Source organism: Novosphingopyxis baekryungensis DSM 16222 (genome assembly GCF_000420305.1).
GTDB classification, from domain to species: Bacteria; Pseudomonadota; Alphaproteobacteria; order Sphingomonadales; family Sphingomonadaceae; genus Novosphingopyxis; species Novosphingopyxis baekryungensis.
In genome coordinates this window covers 351,352-368,716 of the sequence record NZ_ATUR01000003.1, presented here as the reverse complement: position 1 = coordinate 368,716, position 17,365 = coordinate 351,352, and the positions used below count along the sequence as shown (strand labels likewise).

The following is a 17,365-nucleotide window of genomic DNA, read 5'->3' as shown; positions in this document are numbered from 1 at the left end:
TGCTATTAGGGCCCATTTCATGGGGGTGGTCGCTAATATGTGTCTGGAAATGTTTTGAGTAAGCAAACACATGACATGGCGGCGCGCAGCGACCAGCAGGGCGCTGCACGCTCAATGTCTCTCATCGTTACCAAGGGTACGCTGGACTGGGCGTATCCCCCGTTCATTCTGGCCAGCACGGCTGCGGCCATGGACATGAAGGTGACCATGTTCTTCACATTTTACGGCCTTGGTCTCCTGGAAAAGGATCTCGATCTCAGCGTTACGTCCCTCGGCAACAGCGCCATGAGGATGCCGGCTATGGGCGGGCATATCGCGATGCCCAACTGGATCGGAATGCTGCCCGGGATGACGGGGGTGACCAGCCGCATGATGAAGCGGATGATCGCCAAGAGCGGCGTGTCTTCGGTGGAAGATCTCAGAGAGGCTGCGCGCATCTCGGGGGTGCGCCTGATCGCATGTCAGATGACCATGGATCTGCTTGGCTACAAGACCGACACGATGATCGACGGCGTCGAGGTGGCGGGGGCAGCGACCTATCTGGAAAACGCCGTCGATTGCGACATCAATCTGTATATCTGATTTTCTGCGAACCGAGACGGCTGACCATGATAACCAAAACGCTCGATGCGCGGGGGCTGAACTGCCCTCTCCCGATTCTCAAGGCAAAGCAGGCTCTGGGTCAGCTGGAGCCCGGGCAGGTTCTGGAGGTACTGTGCAGCGATCCGGGATCGCTCGAAGACTTTGGTGCCTTCTGCCGCACCACGGGCAATGCGCTGCTGTCGCATGAACGCGATGGCGATCTCTTTCGCTACCATATCGAACGCAGAGGCTGAGGGCGCGGTGGCCAAGGCAATGCATCGCCTGTTTCCGGGACGGCATGAAAGAGCGGCGTCGCTCGGCAAAGCCGTAAAGGAGGGCGAGGAGACGCGCCCTTCCGCGGAGCAGCTGTCACGACAGCTCGAAGAAGCCGTGACAAGAGCGGAGCAGGCGGAGAGCGACCTGGCCAAAGAGCGTCTGCGCGCCGATGCGTTGGATGCCCGTCTTTCGGTTTCCGATCGCGGAGCGATTGCGGCGCTTTCCAGAGAATTTCGCGATACGGTCGCTACGATCGCTCATTCCCTCGGGACCGCATCTCACGAGCTGGAAACCTCATCCCACAAGATGCGGTCATTTGCCGAAACGACCGCCCGGGAATTGGTCGGGGTGACGGCAGCGGCCGAAACATCGGCGCAACATGCCCGCAAACTGGTGAGCGATGCCCGCGCGCTCCACGAATCCGTCGCCACGGTGGACATTTCCTGGGCGTATATCGCGCGTATAGGGGCCGAAGCGCGGCAGAGAACCGAGACCAGCGAGCAGACCATAAGGGAATTGGATGAAAGTTCCCGCAAGCTCGGCAAGGTTCTGGGCGTCATCGGTGACATTGCCGATCAAACGCGCATGCTGGCGCTGAATGCGACCATCGAAGCAGCGCGATCGGGCGCGGCTGGGCGTGCGTTTGCGGTCGTGGCCGATGAAGTGAAGTCGCTTGCCCATGACGTACGCGCGGTGACCGGAGGTGCGACTATGCTCATTGACGGCATGCGGGTCGAAACCGGCAACACCGAGGATGCGGTCAGGAACGTGAACAATGTCGTGGAACGGCTGTTGGACTCGGCGGATGCTATCAGTCTCGAAGTGAGCGAACAGCAGACCAAATCCGTGGCCATTCAGAAAAGCTCCGAAAATGGCGCGGAAGAGACCTCATCATTGGCGGGGCGATGCGACAAATTATCGAACGTGGCATCCGAGTCGATCCAGCTTTCGGTCGGCCTGGAAAGTTCGGCGACCACCCTGTCGCAGACCGTAGAAAAACTGGAAGCCGCGACAGAACGCTTTCTCGCCCAGATGGAGGCGGCCAATTAGCGGTGGACGCTACAGTCCCCGGTTCAAAGGCACGACATCTGCGGAGGGATAGCATCGTCGCGGCGCCCCGGTTTGGGCGTCGGATCAGCCCTCGTTGAGCTTTTCGCGGATTTCCTTGCCCGGCTTGAAATAGGGCACGCGCTTGCCGGGCACATCGACCGTTTCGCCGGTGCGGGGATTGCGGCCCTTGCGCGGATCGCGCGCGCGGGTGGAAAACGCGCCAAAGCCACGTAGCTCGACACGGCCGCCATCGGCGAGCCGCTGCACGATCTGATTGAATAACAGGTCGACGATCTTCTCGATCTCCTGTGTCTTCAATTCAGGGTTCTCGTCTTCGAGTTTTTTGATCAGTTCCGATCTGATCATCCTGGCACCTCCAAAGGCCTTTAGGGGACACGGTGCGCGGCGTACTAATCTATATTAGTATCAATGCAAGCTAATTGCGCCTGTGGCATCATATACAGAAAAAGATGCACCCCGTCTCGAATAATGGGGGTTAACGGAACGGAAACAAGAACGGCCCGCCTCCCGAGGGAGGCGAGCCGCCTTGACCGCTAAAGCGCGGTAATCCGAAACCGGATCAGTCTTCTTTTTTCTTCAGCGCTTCGCCGAGAATGTCGCCGAGCGAGGCACCCGAGTCGGTGGAACCGTACTGCTCGACAGCCTGCTTCTCTTCGGAGAGCTGCAGCGCCTTGATCGAGAAATTCGGCTTCTTGGACCGATCGAACCCGGTAACCATCGCATCGAACTTCTGGCCGACCTGGAAGCGATCGGGACGCTGTTCGTCACGGTCACGGCCAAGGTCGCTGCGCTTGATGAAGCCGGTGGCACCATCTTCGCCAGCCTGAACTTCCAGTCCGCCGTCGCGCACTTCGAGCACGGTAACGGTGGTGGTGGCGCCGCGGCGCAGATCGTCGCCGGCACCGGCCTGGGGCGCACCGCGCTCAAGCTGCTTGATGCCGAGCGAGATACGCTCCTTCTCGGGATCGACGTCGAGCACAACGGCCTGCACCATCTCACCCTTGCGGTGGAGATGCAGCGCGTCTTCGCCCGAAATGCCCCAGGCGATGTCGGACATGTGCACCATGCCGTCCACATCGCCGTCGAGGCCGACGAACAGACCGAATTCGGTGGCGTTCTTGACTTCGCCCTCGACCGTGGCGCCGACAGGATATTTCTCGGCGAAATCGTCCCATGGATTGCCCTGAGCCTGCTTGAGGCCGAGCGAAATGCGACGCTTCTCGCTGTCCACCTCAAGCACGACCACTTCGACTTCCTGGCTCGTCGAAACGATCTTGCCGGGATGCACGTTCTTCTTGGTCCAGCTCATCTCGGACACGTGGACCAGGCCTTCGATGCCCGGCTCCAGCTCCACAAAGGCGCCATATTCGGTGATGTTGGTGACGGTACCGTTGAGCTTGATGCCCTCCGGATATTTCGCCATCGCGCCATCCCATGGATCGGCTTCCAGCTGCTTCATGCCGAGGCTGATGCGCTGCGTCTCGCGGTTGATGCGGATAACCTGCACCTTCACCGTGTCGCCGATGTTCAGGATTTCGGTCGGGTGATTGACGCGCTTGTAGCTCATGTCGGTGACATGCAGCAGGCCGTCGATTCCGCCCAGATCCACAAATGCACCATAATCGGTGATGTTCTTGACCACACCCTCGATCACCTGACCTTCGACCAGCGACTGGATCAGGCCCGAACGCTGCTCAGCGCGGGTTTCTTCCAGAATGGCGCGGCGCGACACGACGATATTGCCGCGGCGACGGTCCATCTTGAGAATCTGGAAAGGCTGCGGAATGTCCATCAGCGGGGTCACGTCGCGCACGGGGCGCACATCGACCTGGCTGCCGGGCAGGAAGGCCACGGCGCCGCCGAGATCGACGGTGAAGCCACCCTTCACGCGGCCGAAGATGGTGCCTTCGACGCGGGCGCTCTGGTCATATTCGGCTTCCAGCTTGTCCCAGGCGGCTTCGCGGCGGGCGCGATCGCGGCTGAGCATGGCTTCGCCATTGGCGTTCTCGACGCGGTCGACATAGACCTCGACTTCGTCGCCAACGGAAATATCTGCTTTCTGACCGGGGCTCGCGAATTCGCGAAGCGGCACGCGGCCTTCGGACTTGAGGCCCACGTCGATCACGGCGAGATCATTCTCGATGCCGGTGACGGTGCCTTTTACCACGCGGCCTTCAAAGCCCTGATCCGCGGGGAGTGTTTCTTCGAGCATGGCCGCGAAATCGTCGCGGGATGGATTTGCCATGGAGGCCATAGAGGCTTGATCCTTGTATATACTATGCTGGCCAGCCGGTTGTGTCCGGCGGTCTTTGGCCAAACTGCCGTCCGCACCGGTTGTGTCGAACGGCATCCTTCGGGCGATGATCGGGGCAAAACGAAGTGCCGTGAGCCGAGGCGACATCGCCTGCAATCCAAAGCCAAAAAGGCACGTCAGGCAACCTCCATTACCAGAAGTCGCCGCGCACCTTTCAAAAACGGGCCAGCTTTAAGACCGGCTCTCTATCCTTCGTTCCACCAGAGCAATCGCCTGCCGGACAGCCTGCTCTATAGTGAGGTCCGATGTATCGAGCAAGAGCGCATCGTCGGCGGGCTTGAGCGGCGCTGCGGCGCGTTCCATGTCGCGCGCGTCGCGGGCGCGCAAATCGTCGGCAATCGCGGCCAATGTGACATCTTCTCGGCGCCTGTGCATTTCGGCAAAGCGCCGCTTCGCCCGGGCATCGACCGAAGCGGTGATGTAGAGCTTCGCGTCCGCATGCGGCGCGATCACCGTGCCGATATCGCGCCCGTCCAGCACCGCGCCCTGGGGCTGGGCTGCAAAAGCCACCTGCCGATCGAACAGGGCCTGGCGCACTTTGGGATGGGCGGACACCTGGCTGGCATAGCCGCCGATCCGCTCCGATCGCAGCGCCGGATCGTCCAGCAGGTCATTGGGGAACGCGATGTGTTCCATGGCCGCCGCTTCATCCTGCGCGTCGTCGCCCGCCTGCGCGACGCCATGCCCCACCGCCCGGTACAGCAGCCCGGTGTCAAGCACGGGCAGGCCGAAATGCGCGCCCAGACGGCGGGCGATTGTGCCTTTGCCGGACGCGGTAGGGCCATCGACGGCGATGATCATGCGCCAGCCAATCCGCGCAGCATGGGTTCGAATTGCGGGAAACTGGTCTGCACCGGGTGCATATCATCGATCAGCACGCCTTCCCGGCAGTGCAGCCCGGCCACGGCAAAGCTCATGGCGATACGATGGTCCAGCGCGCTGGCGACGGGCTGATTCGATCCGGGCAGCGTCTCGCCGCCCGTGCCCTGGATGATCAGGCCGTCTTCCGCTTCCTCGACTTGCGCGCCGATCGCGGCCAGGCCGGCGGCCATTACCGCCAATCGATCCGATTCCTTGACGCGCAGCTCTTCCAGCCCGCTGGTATGCGTGCGCCCCTTGGCAAAGGCGGCGGCAATAAAGAGAATGGGAAACTCGTCGATCATGCTCGGCGCGATCTCGGGTGGTACGGTGATGCCTGTCAGCACGCTGTGGCGCACATGAAGATCGGCCACCGGCTCACCACCAACCTCCCGCTCATTCTCAAACCGGATATCGCCGCCCATGTCCTGCAGCACCTGGAACAGCCCGGCACGCGTGGGGTTGAGGCCGACCCCGCGAACGATGACATCCGATCCCGGTACGATGAGCGCGGCAACGACGGGAAATGCCGCAGACGAAGGATCGCCCGGCACGACGATGTCTTGCGGCTGCAGGCCCACCTCGCCCGTGATGGAAATGATGCGCGTGCCGTCTGCCTCGCTTTCCACCGAAATGTCCGCGCCAAAGCCCTTCAGCATCCGTTCGCTATGATCACGCGTCGGCACGGGTTCGATCACGCGGGTGATGCCCGCTATGTTCAGGCCGGCCAGCAACACCGCCGATTTCACCTGGGCGGAGGCAACGGGCAGGCGATATTCGATCGGCACGGCGGGCACGATGCCGCGCACCATGGCCGGCAAGGTGCCACCAGGAGAGGCGGTAATATCGGCGCCCATCAGGCGGAGGGGATCGATCACCCGGCCCATCGGGCGATGGCTGAGCGATGCATCGCCGGTAAAGGTGCAGCTGATGGCATGGCTTGACACCAGCCCCATCAGCAGCCGCGTGGAGGTGCCGCTGTTGCCCATGTCGAGCGCGCCGGCAGGCTGCATCAGCCCGCAGACCCCCACGCCATGCACGGTCCAGATGCCGTCTTCCCCGCGCAGGATGTCCGCGCCCATCGCCCGCATCGCCGCTGCGGTGGCCAGCACATCCTCTCCCTCCAGCAGGCCTTCGATCCGGCTGCGCCCGATGGCGAGTGCGCTCAGCATGAGCGAGCGATGGGAGATGCTCTTGTCGCCGGGTACGGTCACGGCGCCGTGCAGCGATCCGGATGGCGCGAAATGGGTCGGGGTGGTGGTCATGACCAAGGATGCTTCGCGCGGCTCCGGCGTCCTGTCAACGGGCAGCGCGGTGCTTTGCCTCGGCGGATGCCGACAGGGGGCTTGCCAAAGCGCTCTTGTCATTTAAGAGCGCGCGCGCCACTTAACATTCACATGCCGCCGCGAATTCACGCGGCCCGCCTACCACGTTACCAAGGAAAGAGAGCCACATGGCCAAAGCCGAATGGGGACATAAACGCACCTGCCCGAACTGCGGCACGCGCTTCTACGATCTGGGCAAGGATGATCCAGTCGAGTGCATCGAATGCGGTGAGAAGTGGGAGCCAGAGCCGGTCCTGAAGTCCAAGCAGCCTATTCCTTATGAGGAAAAGGACAAGAAGAAGGAGAAGGCCGAGGAGGCGGATGACGATCTCGACATCGATGTCGATGAGGTCGATTCAGACGACACGCCGGACAGCGACGTGGACCTCGGCGACGACGACGATCTGGGCGTGACCAAGTCCAGCGACGACGACGACAACAAGGACGAGTAGGGCTGAGGCCTTCCGTTTGCGGACAGAAAAAAGGCGCTGGACCGATGGTCTGGCGCCTTTTTTAGTGCGCGGGGAGGGGGCGAAGTCGGGGAGCGAGATGAACGCCGTCGCCTAGCTGAGTCCTGTCACCATCCCGTTTATCATGAACTTGTCATAGGATGCAGCTGTGGCTTGGCCCGGCTCGATCACCACATCCGTTCTTCCTGAGCCTGTCGAAGGACGTGGCTGCTAGGGGTCTTATGCGTCGGAAAACAAAGACGGCCCTTCGACAAGCTCTGCGCGAACGGTTTTGAGAATGGGGGGGCGTAGAGAAGTAGCGAAGCAGCATCAACAAGGCTGCGCCGAGACATCCGGCGCTTCGCTTGGAATTTTCGACCGGATACAGTCCCCCGGACTGTTTCCCGTTGTCGAAAATGGTGGAGCCTAGCGGGATCGAACCGCTGCCCTCTAATATGCCCTGCGTAGGGTTCTCGTTGAGATTTAGGGAATGGTGGAGCCTAGCGGGATCGAACCGCTGACCTCTACAATGCCATTGTAGCGCTCTCCCAGCTGAGCTAAGGCCCCGTGCGCCGCGATCAGAGCGGCTATGTCCCTTGGGAGCGACGCCTCTACTCCGGGCGGTGCCTGCATTGCAAGCGGGAAATTCACAAGATCGCGCATGGAATGTTCCGCTTACGCATTGACGTAAACGTAAACTAGCCTTTAGGTTGCAGATCGAGACCCCAATAGCGTCCGTCACATCCAGGAGAGCCCCATGCCCGAAGCCTATATCGTAGATGCCATCCGTACCGCCGGCGGCAAGCGGGGGGGCAAGCTCGCGGGCGTGCATCCCGTCGATCTGGGGGCCCATGTGCTCGACCAGCTGGTCGCGCGCACGGGGATCGATCCCAAGGCCATCGAAGACGTCATTACCGGCTGCGTGATGCAGGGCGGCGAACAGGCCGTACATATCGGTCGCAACGCCGTGCTGGCCTCCAGTCTGCCGGAAAGCGTGCCGTCGGTGTCGATCGACCGGCAATGCGGCAGCTCTCAACAGTCGGTGCAGTTCGCGGCGCAGGCAGTGATGAGCGGTACGCAGGATGTCGTGATCGCCAATGGTATCGAGTCCATGACCCGCGTGCCGATGGGTTCCACCGCCGCGCTCTACATGAAGGAAGGGATGGGCAATTACAAAAGCCCGCGGCTGGAAGAAGCCTATCCGGATGTCATGTTCAGCCAGTTCATGGGCGCGGAGATGATCGCCGAGAAACATGGCTTCACCAAGGAAGATCTCGACCGTTTCGCCCTGCACAGCCATGAAAAGGCGGCCAAGGCGAGCCAGTCCGGCGCGTTCGACAAGGAGATTGTCGGCATCGAAGTGGAGACGCCCGAGGGCGAGATCTGCCATGATGTCGATGAAGGCATTCGTTTCGGCGCAACCCTGGAAGGCATCCAGTCGGTCAAGACGTTGCAGGACGGCGGCATGATCTCCGCTGCCAATGCCAGCCAGATTTGCGATGGTTCGTCCGCCGTGCTGATCGTGTCCGAGCGGGCCTTGAAGGATCACGGCCTGACGCCGCGCGCGCGCATTCATAACCTCACTATCACCGCAGGCGATCCGGTCATCATGCTGGAAGAGCCGTTGTTCGCCACCGAAAAGGCGCTGGAACGCGCCGGCCTCAAGATCGGCGATATCGATCTGTATGAGGTCAACGAAGCTTTTGCGCCGGTGCCGCTGGCCTGGCTGAAGCATCTCGGTGCGGACGCGGACAAGCTTAACGTCCATGGCGGTGCCATCGCGCTCGGTCACCCGCTTGGCGCCAGCGGTACCAAGCTGATGGCGACGCTGCTCAACGCGCTGGAACAGACCGGCGGCAAATATGGTCTGCAGACCATGTGTGAAGGCGGCGGCCAGGCTAATGTCACCATCATCGAACGGCTGGGCTGACGCCCGCGACATCATCCATCTCAGGAGAATCCCATGATCATCGATAAAAATACCGCCGCCGTCGTCACCGGCGGGGCGTCCGGCCTTGGTGCCGCAACCGCGCGGCTGCTCGCCAGCAAAGGCGCAAAGGTCGCTATTTTCGACATGAACGCCGAAAAGGGCGAGGCCGTTGCCAGCGAGATCGGCGGTGTGTTCTGCAAGGTCAACGTGACCAGCGACGACGATGTGGACGCTGGCTTTGCCAAGGCGCGCGAGGCCCATGGGCAGGAGCGGATCCTGGTCAATTGTGCCGGTGTCGGCAATGCCATCAAGACGGTGAAGCGCGACAAGGAAACGGGTGAGATCAAGGAATATCCCACCAGTGCTTTCGACTGGGTCGTTCAGATCAACCTGGTCGGCACCTTCCGCTGCATCACCAAATCCGCTGCGGGCATGCTCACGCTCGATCCCCTGGAAGACGGCGATCGCGGTGCTATCGTGAATACGGCCAGCGTGGCGGCCGAGGATGGCCAGATCGGGCAAGCGGCCTATTCGGCTTCCAAGGGCGGCGTCGTCGGCATGACATTGCCGATCGCGCGCGATCTGATGAGCGAGGCCATTCGCGTGAATACGATCCTGCCGGGCATTTTCGATACGCCGCTGCTGCAGGCCGCCCCGCAGAATGTGAAGGACGCACTGGCCGCGTCCGTGCCGTTCCCCAAGCGGCTCGGCATGCCGGAGGAATATGCCAAGCTGGCGCTCACCATGATCGAGACCGGCTATTTCAACGGCGAGGACGTGCGCCTGGACGGCGGTATCCGGATGGCCCCGCGCTGAGCGGATCATATCGTCGGCCACGGCATTATGAAGGGCGGGGGCGCAAGCTTCTCGCCCTTTTTCCTTGAGAGGACAATGAGATGGATCTGCAGAGCGATTACAGCGAAGTGTCTTACCGGGTGGAGAATGCGATCGCCACGATCACGCTGAACCGGCCCGACAAGATGAACGCCTTCACGCCGGTGATGATGGGCGAGATGATCAAGGCGCTGGACGCGGCCGATGCCGACGACCGGGTGCGCGCGGTGGTCATCACCGGCGCGGGCAAGGCTTTTTGTGCGGGCGCCGATCTGAAGCCGCAGGATGGCGGCGGTCCGTTCACATCGGACGAGACCGTTGACGATCTGTCGGACCATCGTGTTCGCGATACCGGCGGGCGGCTGACATTGCGCCTGTTCGAGATGCACAAGCCGGTCATCGCGGCGATCAACGGTGCGGCGGTGGGCATTGGCGCCACGATGACGCTGGCGATGGACGTGCGGCTGGCGAGCGACGATGCCCGTTTCGGGTTCGTGTTTGCCCGGCGGGGGATTGTGCCGGAGGCGGCGTCGAGCTGGTTTCTGCCGCGGCTGGTAGGCCTGCAGCGCGCGCTGGAATGGTGCATGACGGGGCGCATCTTCGGTGCGGGCGAGGCACAGGATGCCGGGCTGGTTCTGGGCGTGAAATCGGCGGACGAGCTGCTGCCGGCGGCCTATGCCCTGGCGCGCGAAATTGCCGAGAACAGCGCGCCGGTCTCGGTGGCACTGACCCGGCAGATGCTGTGGCGGATGGCCGGGGAAAGCCACCCGATGGCCGCGCATCGCATCGACAGCCGCGGCGTCTATCGTCGGTCCCGCTCGTCGGACGCCAAGGAGGGCGTGGCTAGTTTCCTGGAAAAACGCCTGCCGAACTATGAGGACAAGGTGTCCCGCGACATGCCGGATTTCTATCCCTGGTGGCAGGAAGAGGAATATCGCTGAGCGGCCTGCACCAGCCTAGTTTTTGATTTCCTCGTCATGCTGGCCGATGCGCGGTGGATCGGCATAGGTGCTGGCGGGCGTGGCGGAAAAGGCCACCGGATGGCGCATGGAGCGATAGCCGTGCATATGCGGTCCTTCGCGGTGCTGGAAGAAGTCCACCGCCTGTAGATGCTCCTCGGTCAGCAGATCGTCCATCCGGTTGTAGCGCATGGCGGGGATCTGGTGCTCGTCCAGCAGCGCCATCCATTCGTCCGTGGTTTTGGTCGCCGCGACCTCTTCGATGATGCCATATAGCTCGGCGGTGTGCTCCGTGCGTGCCTGATAGGTGGAAAAGCGCGGATCCTCGAACACGCCGTCGCGTTCGCCAAGCTCGAAGAATTTGGCCCATTGCTTGTCCGAATAGGGCACGATGCCGATATAGCCGTCCTTGGTGGGGTAGGGACGACGGCGCGGATTGGCGCTGCGGGTATAACCGAGCTTGCCGTCGCCCTCGTCGAAGGTCGCGCCGTAAAGATTTTCCACCATGTGAAACCAGGTGAAGGTCTCGAACATCGGTATCTGCACGAACTGCCCCTCGCCGGTGCGCTCCCGGTGCAGAAGGGCGGCCAGCGTGGCGTTGCTGGCAAAGACGCCGATGGTCTTGTCGACGATCAGCGAGGGCGCATAGACCGGCCGTCCGCCATCGCGCTGCTCGAACAGGGCGGAGAAGCCGGACGCGCCCTGGATCAGATCGTCATAGGCCTGGCGATGCTCGTGCGGCCCGCCTTCGCCGAAGCCGGCGGCATGGACATAGACGATGTTCGGATTGATCGCCTTGACGGCTTCATAATCGAAGCCCAGCCGCTCCATGCCCGCCATGCGGACATTGTGGAAAAACACGTCGGCGCTCGCGATCAGATCGGTCAGGATGCGTTTGCCGTCCTCTTCCTTGACGTTGAGCTCCAGCCCTTTCTTGTTGCGATTGAGCGCTGCAAAAATGGGACCGAGATCGCCGGTCGGCGACCAGCCGGCATAGCGCATCATGTCGCCCGGCGTGTTGCCGACGCGGTTCTCGATCTTGATGATCTCCGCGCCCATGTCCGCGAACAGCAGCGTGGCCAACGGACCCAGCACCACGGTGGACATGTCGACCACCTTGATGCCCTTAAGCGGGCCCGTGGGTTCGCTATCCCATTGCAGCTTCGGCCACGCCATCTCAGAAGGCCGGGATGCCGGTGATCGCGCGGCCCAGGATCAGCGCATGGACGTCATGCGCCCCTTCATAGGTGTTCACCGTTTCCAGATTCACCATGTGCCGCATGATGTGATATTCTGCCGAAATGCCGTTGCCGCCGTGCATATCGCGGGACTGGCGCGCGATATCGAGCGCCTTGCCGCAATTGTTGCGCTTCACGATCGAGATCATTTCTGGCGCGAACGTGCCCGCATCCATCTGGCGCCCGACCGCAAGGCTGCCCTGCAGGCCCAGAGAAATCTCGGTCATCATGTCCGCCAACTTCTTCTGATAGAGCTGGTTGGCGGCGAGCGGGCGCTGGAACTGGTGGCGCTCCAGACCATAATTGCGCGCGGCGTGCATGCAGAATTCCGCCGCGCCCATCACGCCCCAGCTGATGCCGTAGCGCGCCCGGTTGAGGCAGGAGAAGGGGCCCTTGAGCCCCTCGACGTCGAGCAGCGCATCCTCGCCAACTTCGACCTCGTCCATCATGATCATGCCGGTGGTGGACGCGCGCAGGCTCATCTTGCCCTCGATCTTGGGCGCTTCCAGACCCTTCATGCCCTTTTCCAGCACGAAGCCGCGGATCTTGCCGTCATGCGCTTCGGACTTGGCCCAGACCACGAACACGTCCGCGAAGGGCGCGTTGCTGATCCAGGTCTTGGAACCGCTGAGCAAATAGCCATTGGCCGTCTTCTTCGCGGTGGTGCGCATGCCCGCCGGATCGGACCCGGCGTCGGGCTCGGTCAGGCCGAAGCAGCCGATAAATTCGCCGCTGGCCAGCTTGGGCAGGAATTTGCGCTTCAGTTCCTCGCTGCCGAACGCCTGAATGGGATACATCACCAGCGAGCTCTGCACGCTCATCATCGAGCGATAGCCCGAATCCACCCGCTCCACTTCGCGCGCGACGAGGCCATAGGCCACATAGGATGCGCCCGCGCCGCCATATTCTTCCGGCACGGTGATGCCGAGCAGGCCGAGCTGGCCCATTTCGCGGAAAATCTCGATATCGGTATGCTCTTTCTCGAACGCTTCGAGCACGCGCGGCTGCAGCTTGTCCTGCGCATAGCCATGCGCGCTGTCGCGGATCATCCGCTCGTCATCGGACAGCTGCTGGTCCAGCCGGAAGGGGTCTTCCCAATCAAAAGGGGCCATGCCGGCCATAAAGCATCTCCATTGTCAGCGCGGATCGCATCGGAATGAGCGGGAAGCGCCAGTTTGCTCCGGCAGATATAGGACGAGCGACGGGCTTTTGCCAAGCGCAGTGCGAAACCGCCGCACGGCGGCGCCCGCCGAAAATTCGGCAATAGCAGGCGCAAGCGCGCAAGGCCGTCGAAGGCAGCCCGCCGGAAGTTCGCAAGTGACACACCCCGTCCGCGCCAAATTCTGTCCAGCCGTTCCGCAGGATCGATGAACCGAGCTTCTCGACGGCGTTTGCAGCTCGCGGTATGACGGCGTTTGCAGCTCGCGGTATGGAAAGGCAGCGATAGGAAAACATGGCTTGGCAGTGTAGGCGGCGCGACAGATGTAGGACAGCGCCTGATCGGCAGATTGATCGCCGCCCATGAACAATATGCTCCGTATCACATCGAAAATGTGAAAAAGCACTTGATGTCGTCACAGCGCGCTGTGATATCGTGGCCATGACACAGACACTCAAAAATCGCCTCACCGACCTGGTCGAATCTGGGCGCATGACCCGTGCAGGTCTTGCCCGCGCCGCCGGGCTGCACGCCAACACCTTGCGCAATCTTGGCGCTGCGGACTGGAACCCCAGTGCCGAGACGCTGGACAAGCTGGAGGCCTATCTCGCGAGCGATGGCGGCAGCGTCATGGCGACCGCGGAGGAGATCATCAACGAAGCGCTGAACGGGCGCATGTTCATTCTGGTCGACGATGAGGACCGGGAGAATGAGGGCGATCTGGTGATCCCCGCGCAGATGGCCACGCCCGATGCGATCAATTTCATGGCCACCCATGGCCGCGGGCTCATCTGCCTGTCGATGACCAAGAAGCGGGTCGACGAACTGGGGCTGGACCTGATGGTCCGCCGCAACGAGGACCGGCTGTCGACCGCCTTCACCGTTTCCATTGAGGCAAAAGAAGGCGTCACCACGGGCATCTCGGCCGGGGACCGCGCGCGCACGATCAATGTGGCAATCGATCCCAATCGGGGGCGCGCCGACATCGTGACGCCGGGCCATGTCTTTCCGCTGGTGGCGCGCGAAGGCGGTGTGCTGATCCGCGCGGGCCATACCGAAGCGGCAGTGGACGTTTCGCGGCTGGCCGGGCTCAATCCATCCGGCGTGATCTGCGAGATCATGCGCGACGATGGATCGATGGCGCGGCTGGACGATCTGGTTGGCTTTGCCCGGCGGCACAATCTGAAGATCGGCACGATCCGCGATCTCATCGCCTATCGCCGCAAGCATGACCGGCTGGTCGAGAAACGGGCCGAAGAGCGCTTCACCAGCCGCTGGGGTGGCGAGTGGAATTGCGTGGCCTTTTACAACAGCGCCACCGGCACCGAGCAGACTGCGCTGGTCAAGGGACATATCGATCCGGCCAAGCCCACGCTGGTGCGCATGCATCAGCTTTCGCCCTTTGGCGACATGCTGGGCGAAGAGGGCGAGCGCGGCGCAATTCTGGAACGGTCGATGGAAATGATTGCCGAGGAAGGCAGCGGCGTGATCGTGATTCTGAACCGCGCCACGCCCACTTTCATGAGCCGCGCGATCGACATGCGTCAGGGCCGCCGCCAGCCCCAGCCGGAAGAGCTACGCGATTATGGCGCGGGCGCGCAGATTTTGACGGAGCTTGGCGTGCAGGACATGGTGCTGCTCACCAATACGCACCACAGCCTGGTAGGGCTGGATGCCTATGGCCTCTCGATCGTCGGCGAACGCGCGATCGCCTGAATGCCATGGGCCGCGCACTGAACTGATCGATCGCAACCTGTCGTCATCCCGGCTTTCACCGGGATGACGATGTTCCTGCCTAGCGCTTACTTGGTCGGGTCGATCAGATATTTCTCGCCGGTCGACTTGTTCTGATAGGCCTTCACCACATCGGGCTTCAGCACGTCGGTCAGCGAGATCGTCTCGGTATAGCTGCTGGCGAAGGTGGTTTTCAGCTCATCCTTCACGCGGGCGCGCATTTCCAGCGCCTTTTCCATGCCGGCCTTGCCCAGGAAATTGGTCAGCAGCCAGCCGCTCACGCTCCATGTCAAACCAGGGCCACGGCCAAGGTCGATCGGTCCGGTGTCGAGCGCGCCATAGATATAGACCTGCTTGAACTGGCTGGAGCCGTAGCGGCTATATTCGGTCATGTTGCGCTGCGCCGCGGCTTCCATGGCGTGCAGGATCTTGCCCGCCAGCTTGCCGCCGCCCACCGCATCGAAGCCCAGAAAGGCCTCCGTCTCGGCAATCGCGTCGGTCAGCTTCTCCATGAAGTCATCCTTGCTGCTGTCGATGACATAGGTCGCGCCGATGTCTTTCAGCAGCTTCACCTGCGCATCGCTGCGCACGATGTTGACCAGCGGGATACCGTCCTTGATGCAGATCTTGTTGAGCATCTGGCCCAGGTTGGAGGCGGCAGCGGTGTGCACCAGCGCCTTGAAGCCATCCATCTTCATCTGCTCGGTAAAGCCCAGCGAGGTGAGGGGGTTGACGAACATCGAGGCGCCGTCCGCCACGCTGGCACCATCCGGCAGAATGATGCAGTCGCGCGCCTTCAGCTTGCGCACCGTGGTGTACATCGCGCCGCCCAGCATGCCGACGGTTTTGCCCATCATGTCCGATACGTCGGACCCGGCAGCGATCACCGTACCAGCGCCTTCATTGCCGACGGCCATGGATTCGCCCACACGGCCCTTCACCATGTTCATGGTGCCCTTGTGCAGATCCATCGTCAGTTCCGGACGGTCGGCGCTGCCGCCGCTCTGCATGGTGGAAAGGTCTGCCGGGCCGAGCAGCAGGCCGAGATCGGACGGATTGATCGGCGTCGCTTCCACCCGCACCACCACTTCATCGGCAGCGGGCGCATCGATGGTGACATCTTCCAGATTGAGCACGAGCGTGCCGGCCTCGGTAATCGTTGACCTGAGTTCGAGGCCTTGGTTGGTATCGCTCATGCAATCGTCTCCTTTATTGGGTATGAAGACCAGCATTTGGGCAGGCGGCAGGCAGAACGCAACATGCAGCGCGTTCGCAGCGGCCTCTTGCCGCACGGGACGGATGGGCAGCTTAACGGATGCTTTGCCCCCGCATTAACTTTCTTCGGTAATCGATTGGATGGGGCCGCGCGGTTAAAAACACCTCGTCATGAGTGAATTAGCGGCAATTTAGCGTTGCCGGGGCGGCAAAAATTTTCCGCCCTCAAGGGGATCTCAAGATTTTGTTAACCATCTTGCCCGCAAGAAGGGGCATCGAAAGTGCAGGCAGCCGTCACGCCGCTTCGCTTTCGACCTTGGGGCGGTGGCGATTTGATAAACGGGGTATGCATGTCAACGAAGATGATTTCCGAAATGGTGGTTGGTTCCAGCGATGCGATCGCATCTGTCCGCACCATGATCCGGTTTTCCATCAACGCCATGGCCTCGGTGCTCATCACCGGCCCATCCGGCTGCGGCAAGGAAGTGGTGGCCAACGCCATCCATCGCGCTTCCAAACGCGCCGACGGGCCGTTCATCGCCATCAACAGCGGCGCCATTCCGACCGAACTGATCGAATCCGAACTGTTCGGCCATGAGGGCGGCAGCTTCACCGGGGCCTCCGGCCGCCATATCGGCCTGTTCGAGCAGGCCGAGGGCGGCACGCTGTTTCTGGACGAAGTGGGCGAAATGCCGCTGTCCCTCCAGGTCAAGTTGCTGCGCGTGATCGAAGAACGCGCGATCCGCCGCGTCGGCGGCAAGAAGCAGATCCCCGTCAATGTACGCATCATCGCCGCGACCAACCGCGATCTGCAAAAGCAGATTGCCGCAGGCGATTTTCGCGAAGATCTTTTCTATCGGCTCTGCGTCATTCCCATTTGCATCCCGTCGCTGGCGGAGCGCCCGGAAGATGTTGCCGCGCTTGCCGAGCATTTCCTGAACCAGAGCGAGGACCACGGCGCACGTCCGACCATCAGCGACGAAGCGGTGGCGCGGCTGGCGCGCTACAGCTGGCCGGGCAATGTGCGCGAACTGCGCAATGTGATCGAGCGTGCGACGATTTTCTTTCCCGGCCAAACGATCGGCAGGGAAGAGGCCGAACTGCTGCTGACCGAGCGCAGCGTGGGATCGATGCATGCCGAGATGACCGATCTGGACGATATCGCACAGGACAATTCAGGCGATTCGCCGGTCCGCTTTACCGACGGTTTCTCCCTGCAGAGCCATCTGCAGGACGAAGAGCGCCGCCTCATGATTGAGGCGTTGGTCGAATGCGGCGGCGTTATCGCCAAGGCCGCCCGGCTGGTCGATCTGCAGCGCACCACTTTTGTCGAGAAAATGCGCCGCCACGGGATTACCCGCGACGATCGACAGGCCGCCTGATGTCTTGCTGATCACGCTCTGATTACAAGCTAGTCAGGC

At 61.9% G+C, this 17,365-nt stretch carries 16 protein-coding genes and 1 tRNA gene; 9 read left to right on the top strand and 8 right to left on the bottom strand.

What is annotated here, in order from left to right:
* The first annotated feature begins 54 nt into the window (after positions 1-54).
* Genes G410_RS0105575 through G410_RS0105565 form a run of 3 tightly spaced genes read left to right on the top strand, consistent with a single transcriptional unit; the run spans position 55 to position 1,908 of the window.
* The gene (locus G410_RS0105575) at positions 55-582 is read left to right on the top strand and encodes a DsrE/DsrF/DrsH-like family protein (protein ID WP_211214995.1); all 528 of its coding nucleotides are present in this window, start codon (positions 55-57) and stop codon (positions 580-582) included.
* Between the two features lie 26 nt (positions 583-608).
* Positions 609-836, top strand: coding sequence for a sulfurtransferase TusA family protein (locus tag G410_RS0105570; RefSeq protein ID WP_022672666.1), 228 nt, complete (start codon positions 609-611; stop codon positions 834-836).
* On the top strand, positions 787-1,908 hold the full coding sequence (locus G410_RS0105565) for a methyl-accepting chemotaxis protein (protein ID WP_162604077.1): 1,122 nt from the start codon (positions 787-789) through the stop codon (positions 1,906-1,908). The genes G410_RS0105570 and G410_RS0105565 overlap by 50 nt, the downstream gene beginning before the upstream one ends.
* An 84-nt stretch (positions 1,909-1,992) precedes the next feature.
* On the opposite strand, the gene G410_RS0105560 is transcribed toward G410_RS0105565, so the two are convergent.
* The 4 genes from G410_RS0105560 to aroA all read right to left on the bottom strand — a co-directional run bounded on the left by G410_RS0105560 (position 1,993) and on the right by aroA (position 6,366).
* Positions 1,993-2,274: an integration host factor subunit beta gene (locus G410_RS0105560; RefSeq protein WP_022672664.1), complete on the bottom strand. Its 282-nt coding sequence runs from the start codon at positions 2,272-2,274 to the stop codon at positions 1,993-1,995.
* A 214-nt stretch (positions 2,275-2,488) separates the two neighbouring features.
* A complete protein-coding gene (gene rpsA, locus G410_RS0105555) occupies positions 2,489-4,183 on the bottom strand; it encodes a 30S ribosomal protein S1 (RefSeq protein ID WP_022672663.1) in 1,695 nt (564 codons plus the stop codon).
* Positions 4,184-4,414: 231 nt separating this feature from the next.
* Positions 4,415-5,044: a (d)CMP kinase gene (locus tag G410_RS0105550; protein WP_022672662.1), complete on the bottom strand. Its 630-nt coding sequence runs from the start codon at positions 5,042-5,044 to the stop codon at positions 4,415-4,417.
* Entirely contained in the window at positions 5,041-6,366 is a 1,326-nt protein-coding gene (aroA, locus tag G410_RS0105545; protein WP_022672661.1) for a 3-phosphoshikimate 1-carboxyvinyltransferase, read from the bottom strand. Before aroA ends, G410_RS0105550 begins: the two co-directional genes overlap by 4 nt.
* A gap of 188 nt (positions 6,367-6,554) precedes the next feature.
* On the opposite strand from aroA, the gene G410_RS0105540 reads away from it, so the two are divergent.
* Positions 6,555-6,878, top strand: a complete 324-nt coding sequence (locus tag G410_RS0105540; protein WP_022672660.1) for a TIGR02300 family protein — start codon at positions 6,555-6,557, stop codon at positions 6,876-6,878.
* Between the two features lie 488 nt (positions 6,879-7,366).
* Here G410_RS0105540 and G410_RS0105535 read toward each other — a convergent pair.
* Positions 7,367-7,442 (bottom strand) — tRNA-Ala (locus G410_RS0105535).
* Positions 7,443-7,632: 190 nt separating this feature from the next.
* Here G410_RS0105535 and G410_RS0105530 point away from each other — a divergent pair.
* The 3 genes from G410_RS0105530 (at position 7,633) to G410_RS0105520 (ending at position 10,580) form a co-directional block, all read left to right on the top strand.
* On the top strand, positions 7,633-8,805 hold the full coding sequence (locus G410_RS0105530; RefSeq protein ID WP_022672659.1) for an acetyl-CoA C-acetyltransferase: 1,173 nt from the start codon (positions 7,633-7,635) through the stop codon (positions 8,803-8,805).
* Between the two features lie 33 nt (positions 8,806-8,838).
* Entirely contained in the window at positions 8,839-9,621 is a 783-nt protein-coding gene (locus G410_RS0105525; RefSeq protein ID WP_022672658.1) for an SDR family NAD(P)-dependent oxidoreductase, read from the top strand.
* Between the two features lie 80 nt (positions 9,622-9,701).
* Entirely contained in the window at positions 9,702-10,580 is an 879-nt protein-coding gene (locus tag G410_RS0105520; protein ID WP_022672657.1) for a crotonase/enoyl-CoA hydratase family protein, read from the top strand.
* A 15-nt stretch (positions 10,581-10,595) separates the two neighbouring features.
* On the opposite strand, the gene G410_RS0105515 is transcribed toward G410_RS0105520, so the two are convergent.
* A complete protein-coding gene (locus G410_RS0105515; RefSeq protein WP_022672656.1) occupies positions 10,596-11,774 on the bottom strand; it encodes a CaiB/BaiF CoA transferase family protein in 1,179 nt (392 codons plus the stop codon).
* A gap of 1 nt (position 11,775) precedes the next feature.
* The gene (locus tag G410_RS0105510) at positions 11,776-12,957 is read right to left on the bottom strand and encodes an acyl-CoA dehydrogenase (RefSeq protein ID WP_022672655.1); all 1,182 of its coding nucleotides are present in this window, start codon (positions 12,955-12,957) and stop codon (positions 11,776-11,778) included.
* Between the two features lie 479 nt (positions 12,958-13,436).
* Here G410_RS0105510 and ribB point away from each other — a divergent pair, with 479 nt between their 5' ends.
* Positions 13,437-14,711: a 3,4-dihydroxy-2-butanone-4-phosphate synthase gene (gene ribB, locus G410_RS0105505; protein WP_028971113.1), complete on the top strand. Its 1,275-nt coding sequence runs from the start codon at positions 13,437-13,439 to the stop codon at positions 14,709-14,711.
* 86 nt (positions 14,712-14,797) lie between these two features.
* On the opposite strand, the gene G410_RS0105500 is transcribed toward ribB, so the two are convergent.
* Positions 14,798-15,925 carry a zinc-binding dehydrogenase gene (locus tag G410_RS0105500; protein ID WP_028971112.1) on the bottom strand — a complete coding sequence of 376 codons (1,128 nt, stop codon included), beginning with the start codon at positions 15,923-15,925 and terminating at the stop codon, positions 14,798-14,800.
* Positions 15,926-16,294: 369 nt separating this feature from the next.
* Here G410_RS0105500 and G410_RS0105495 point away from each other — a divergent pair, with 369 nt between their 5' ends.
* Entirely contained in the window at positions 16,295-17,326 is a 1,032-nt protein-coding gene (locus G410_RS0105495) for a sigma-54 interaction domain-containing protein (protein ID WP_028971111.1), read from the top strand.
* Positions 17,327-17,365: the final 39 nt, after the last annotated feature.

Coding starts and splice junctions, on each gene's coding strand:
- G410_RS0105510 (WP_022672655.1), bottom strand. CDS start 12,957: ATGGCCGGCATGGCCCCTTTTGATTGGGAAGACCCCTTCCGGCTGGAC.
- G410_RS0105560 (WP_022672664.1), bottom strand. CDS start 2,274: ATGATCAGATCGGAACTGATCAAAAAACTCGAAGACGAGAACCCTGAA.
- G410_RS0105565 (WP_162604077.1), top strand. CDS start 787: ATGAACGCGATGGCGATCTCTTTCGCTACCATATCGAACGCAGAGGCT.
- G410_RS0105495 (WP_028971111.1), top strand. CDS start 16,295: ATGTCAACGAAGATGATTTCCGAAATGGTGGTTGGTTCCAGCGATGCG.
- rpsA (WP_022672663.1), bottom strand. CDS start 4,183: ATGGCCTCCATGGCAAATCCATCCCGCGACGATTTCGCGGCCATGCTC.
- G410_RS0105570 (WP_022672666.1), top strand. CDS start 609: ATGATAACCAAAACGCTCGATGCGCGGGGGCTGAACTGCCCTCTCCCG.
- G410_RS0105530 (WP_022672659.1), top strand. CDS start 7,633: ATGCCCGAAGCCTATATCGTAGATGCCATCCGTACCGCCGGCGGCAAG.
- G410_RS0105540 (WP_022672660.1), top strand. CDS start 6,555: ATGGCCAAAGCCGAATGGGGACATAAACGCACCTGCCCGAACTGCGGC.
- G410_RS0105525 (WP_022672658.1), top strand. CDS start 8,839: ATGATCATCGATAAAAATACCGCCGCCGTCGTCACCGGCGGGGCGTCC.
- G410_RS0105550 (WP_022672662.1), bottom strand. CDS start 5,044: ATGATCATCGCCGTCGATGGCCCTACCGCGTCCGGCAAAGGCACAATC.
- aroA (WP_022672661.1), bottom strand. CDS start 6,366: ATGACCACCACCCCGACCCATTTCGCGCCATCCGGATCGCTGCACGGC.
- ribB (WP_028971113.1), top strand. CDS start 13,437: ATGACACAGACACTCAAAAATCGCCTCACCGACCTGGTCGAATCTGGG.
- G410_RS0105500 (WP_028971112.1), bottom strand. CDS start 15,925: ATGAGCGATACCAACCAAGGCCTCGAACTCAGGTCAACGATTACCGAG.
- G410_RS0105515 (WP_022672656.1), bottom strand. CDS start 11,774: ATGGCGTGGCCGAAGCTGCAATGGGATAGCGAACCCACGGGCCCGCTT.
- G410_RS0105520 (WP_022672657.1), top strand. CDS start 9,702: ATGGATCTGCAGAGCGATTACAGCGAAGTGTCTTACCGGGTGGAGAAT.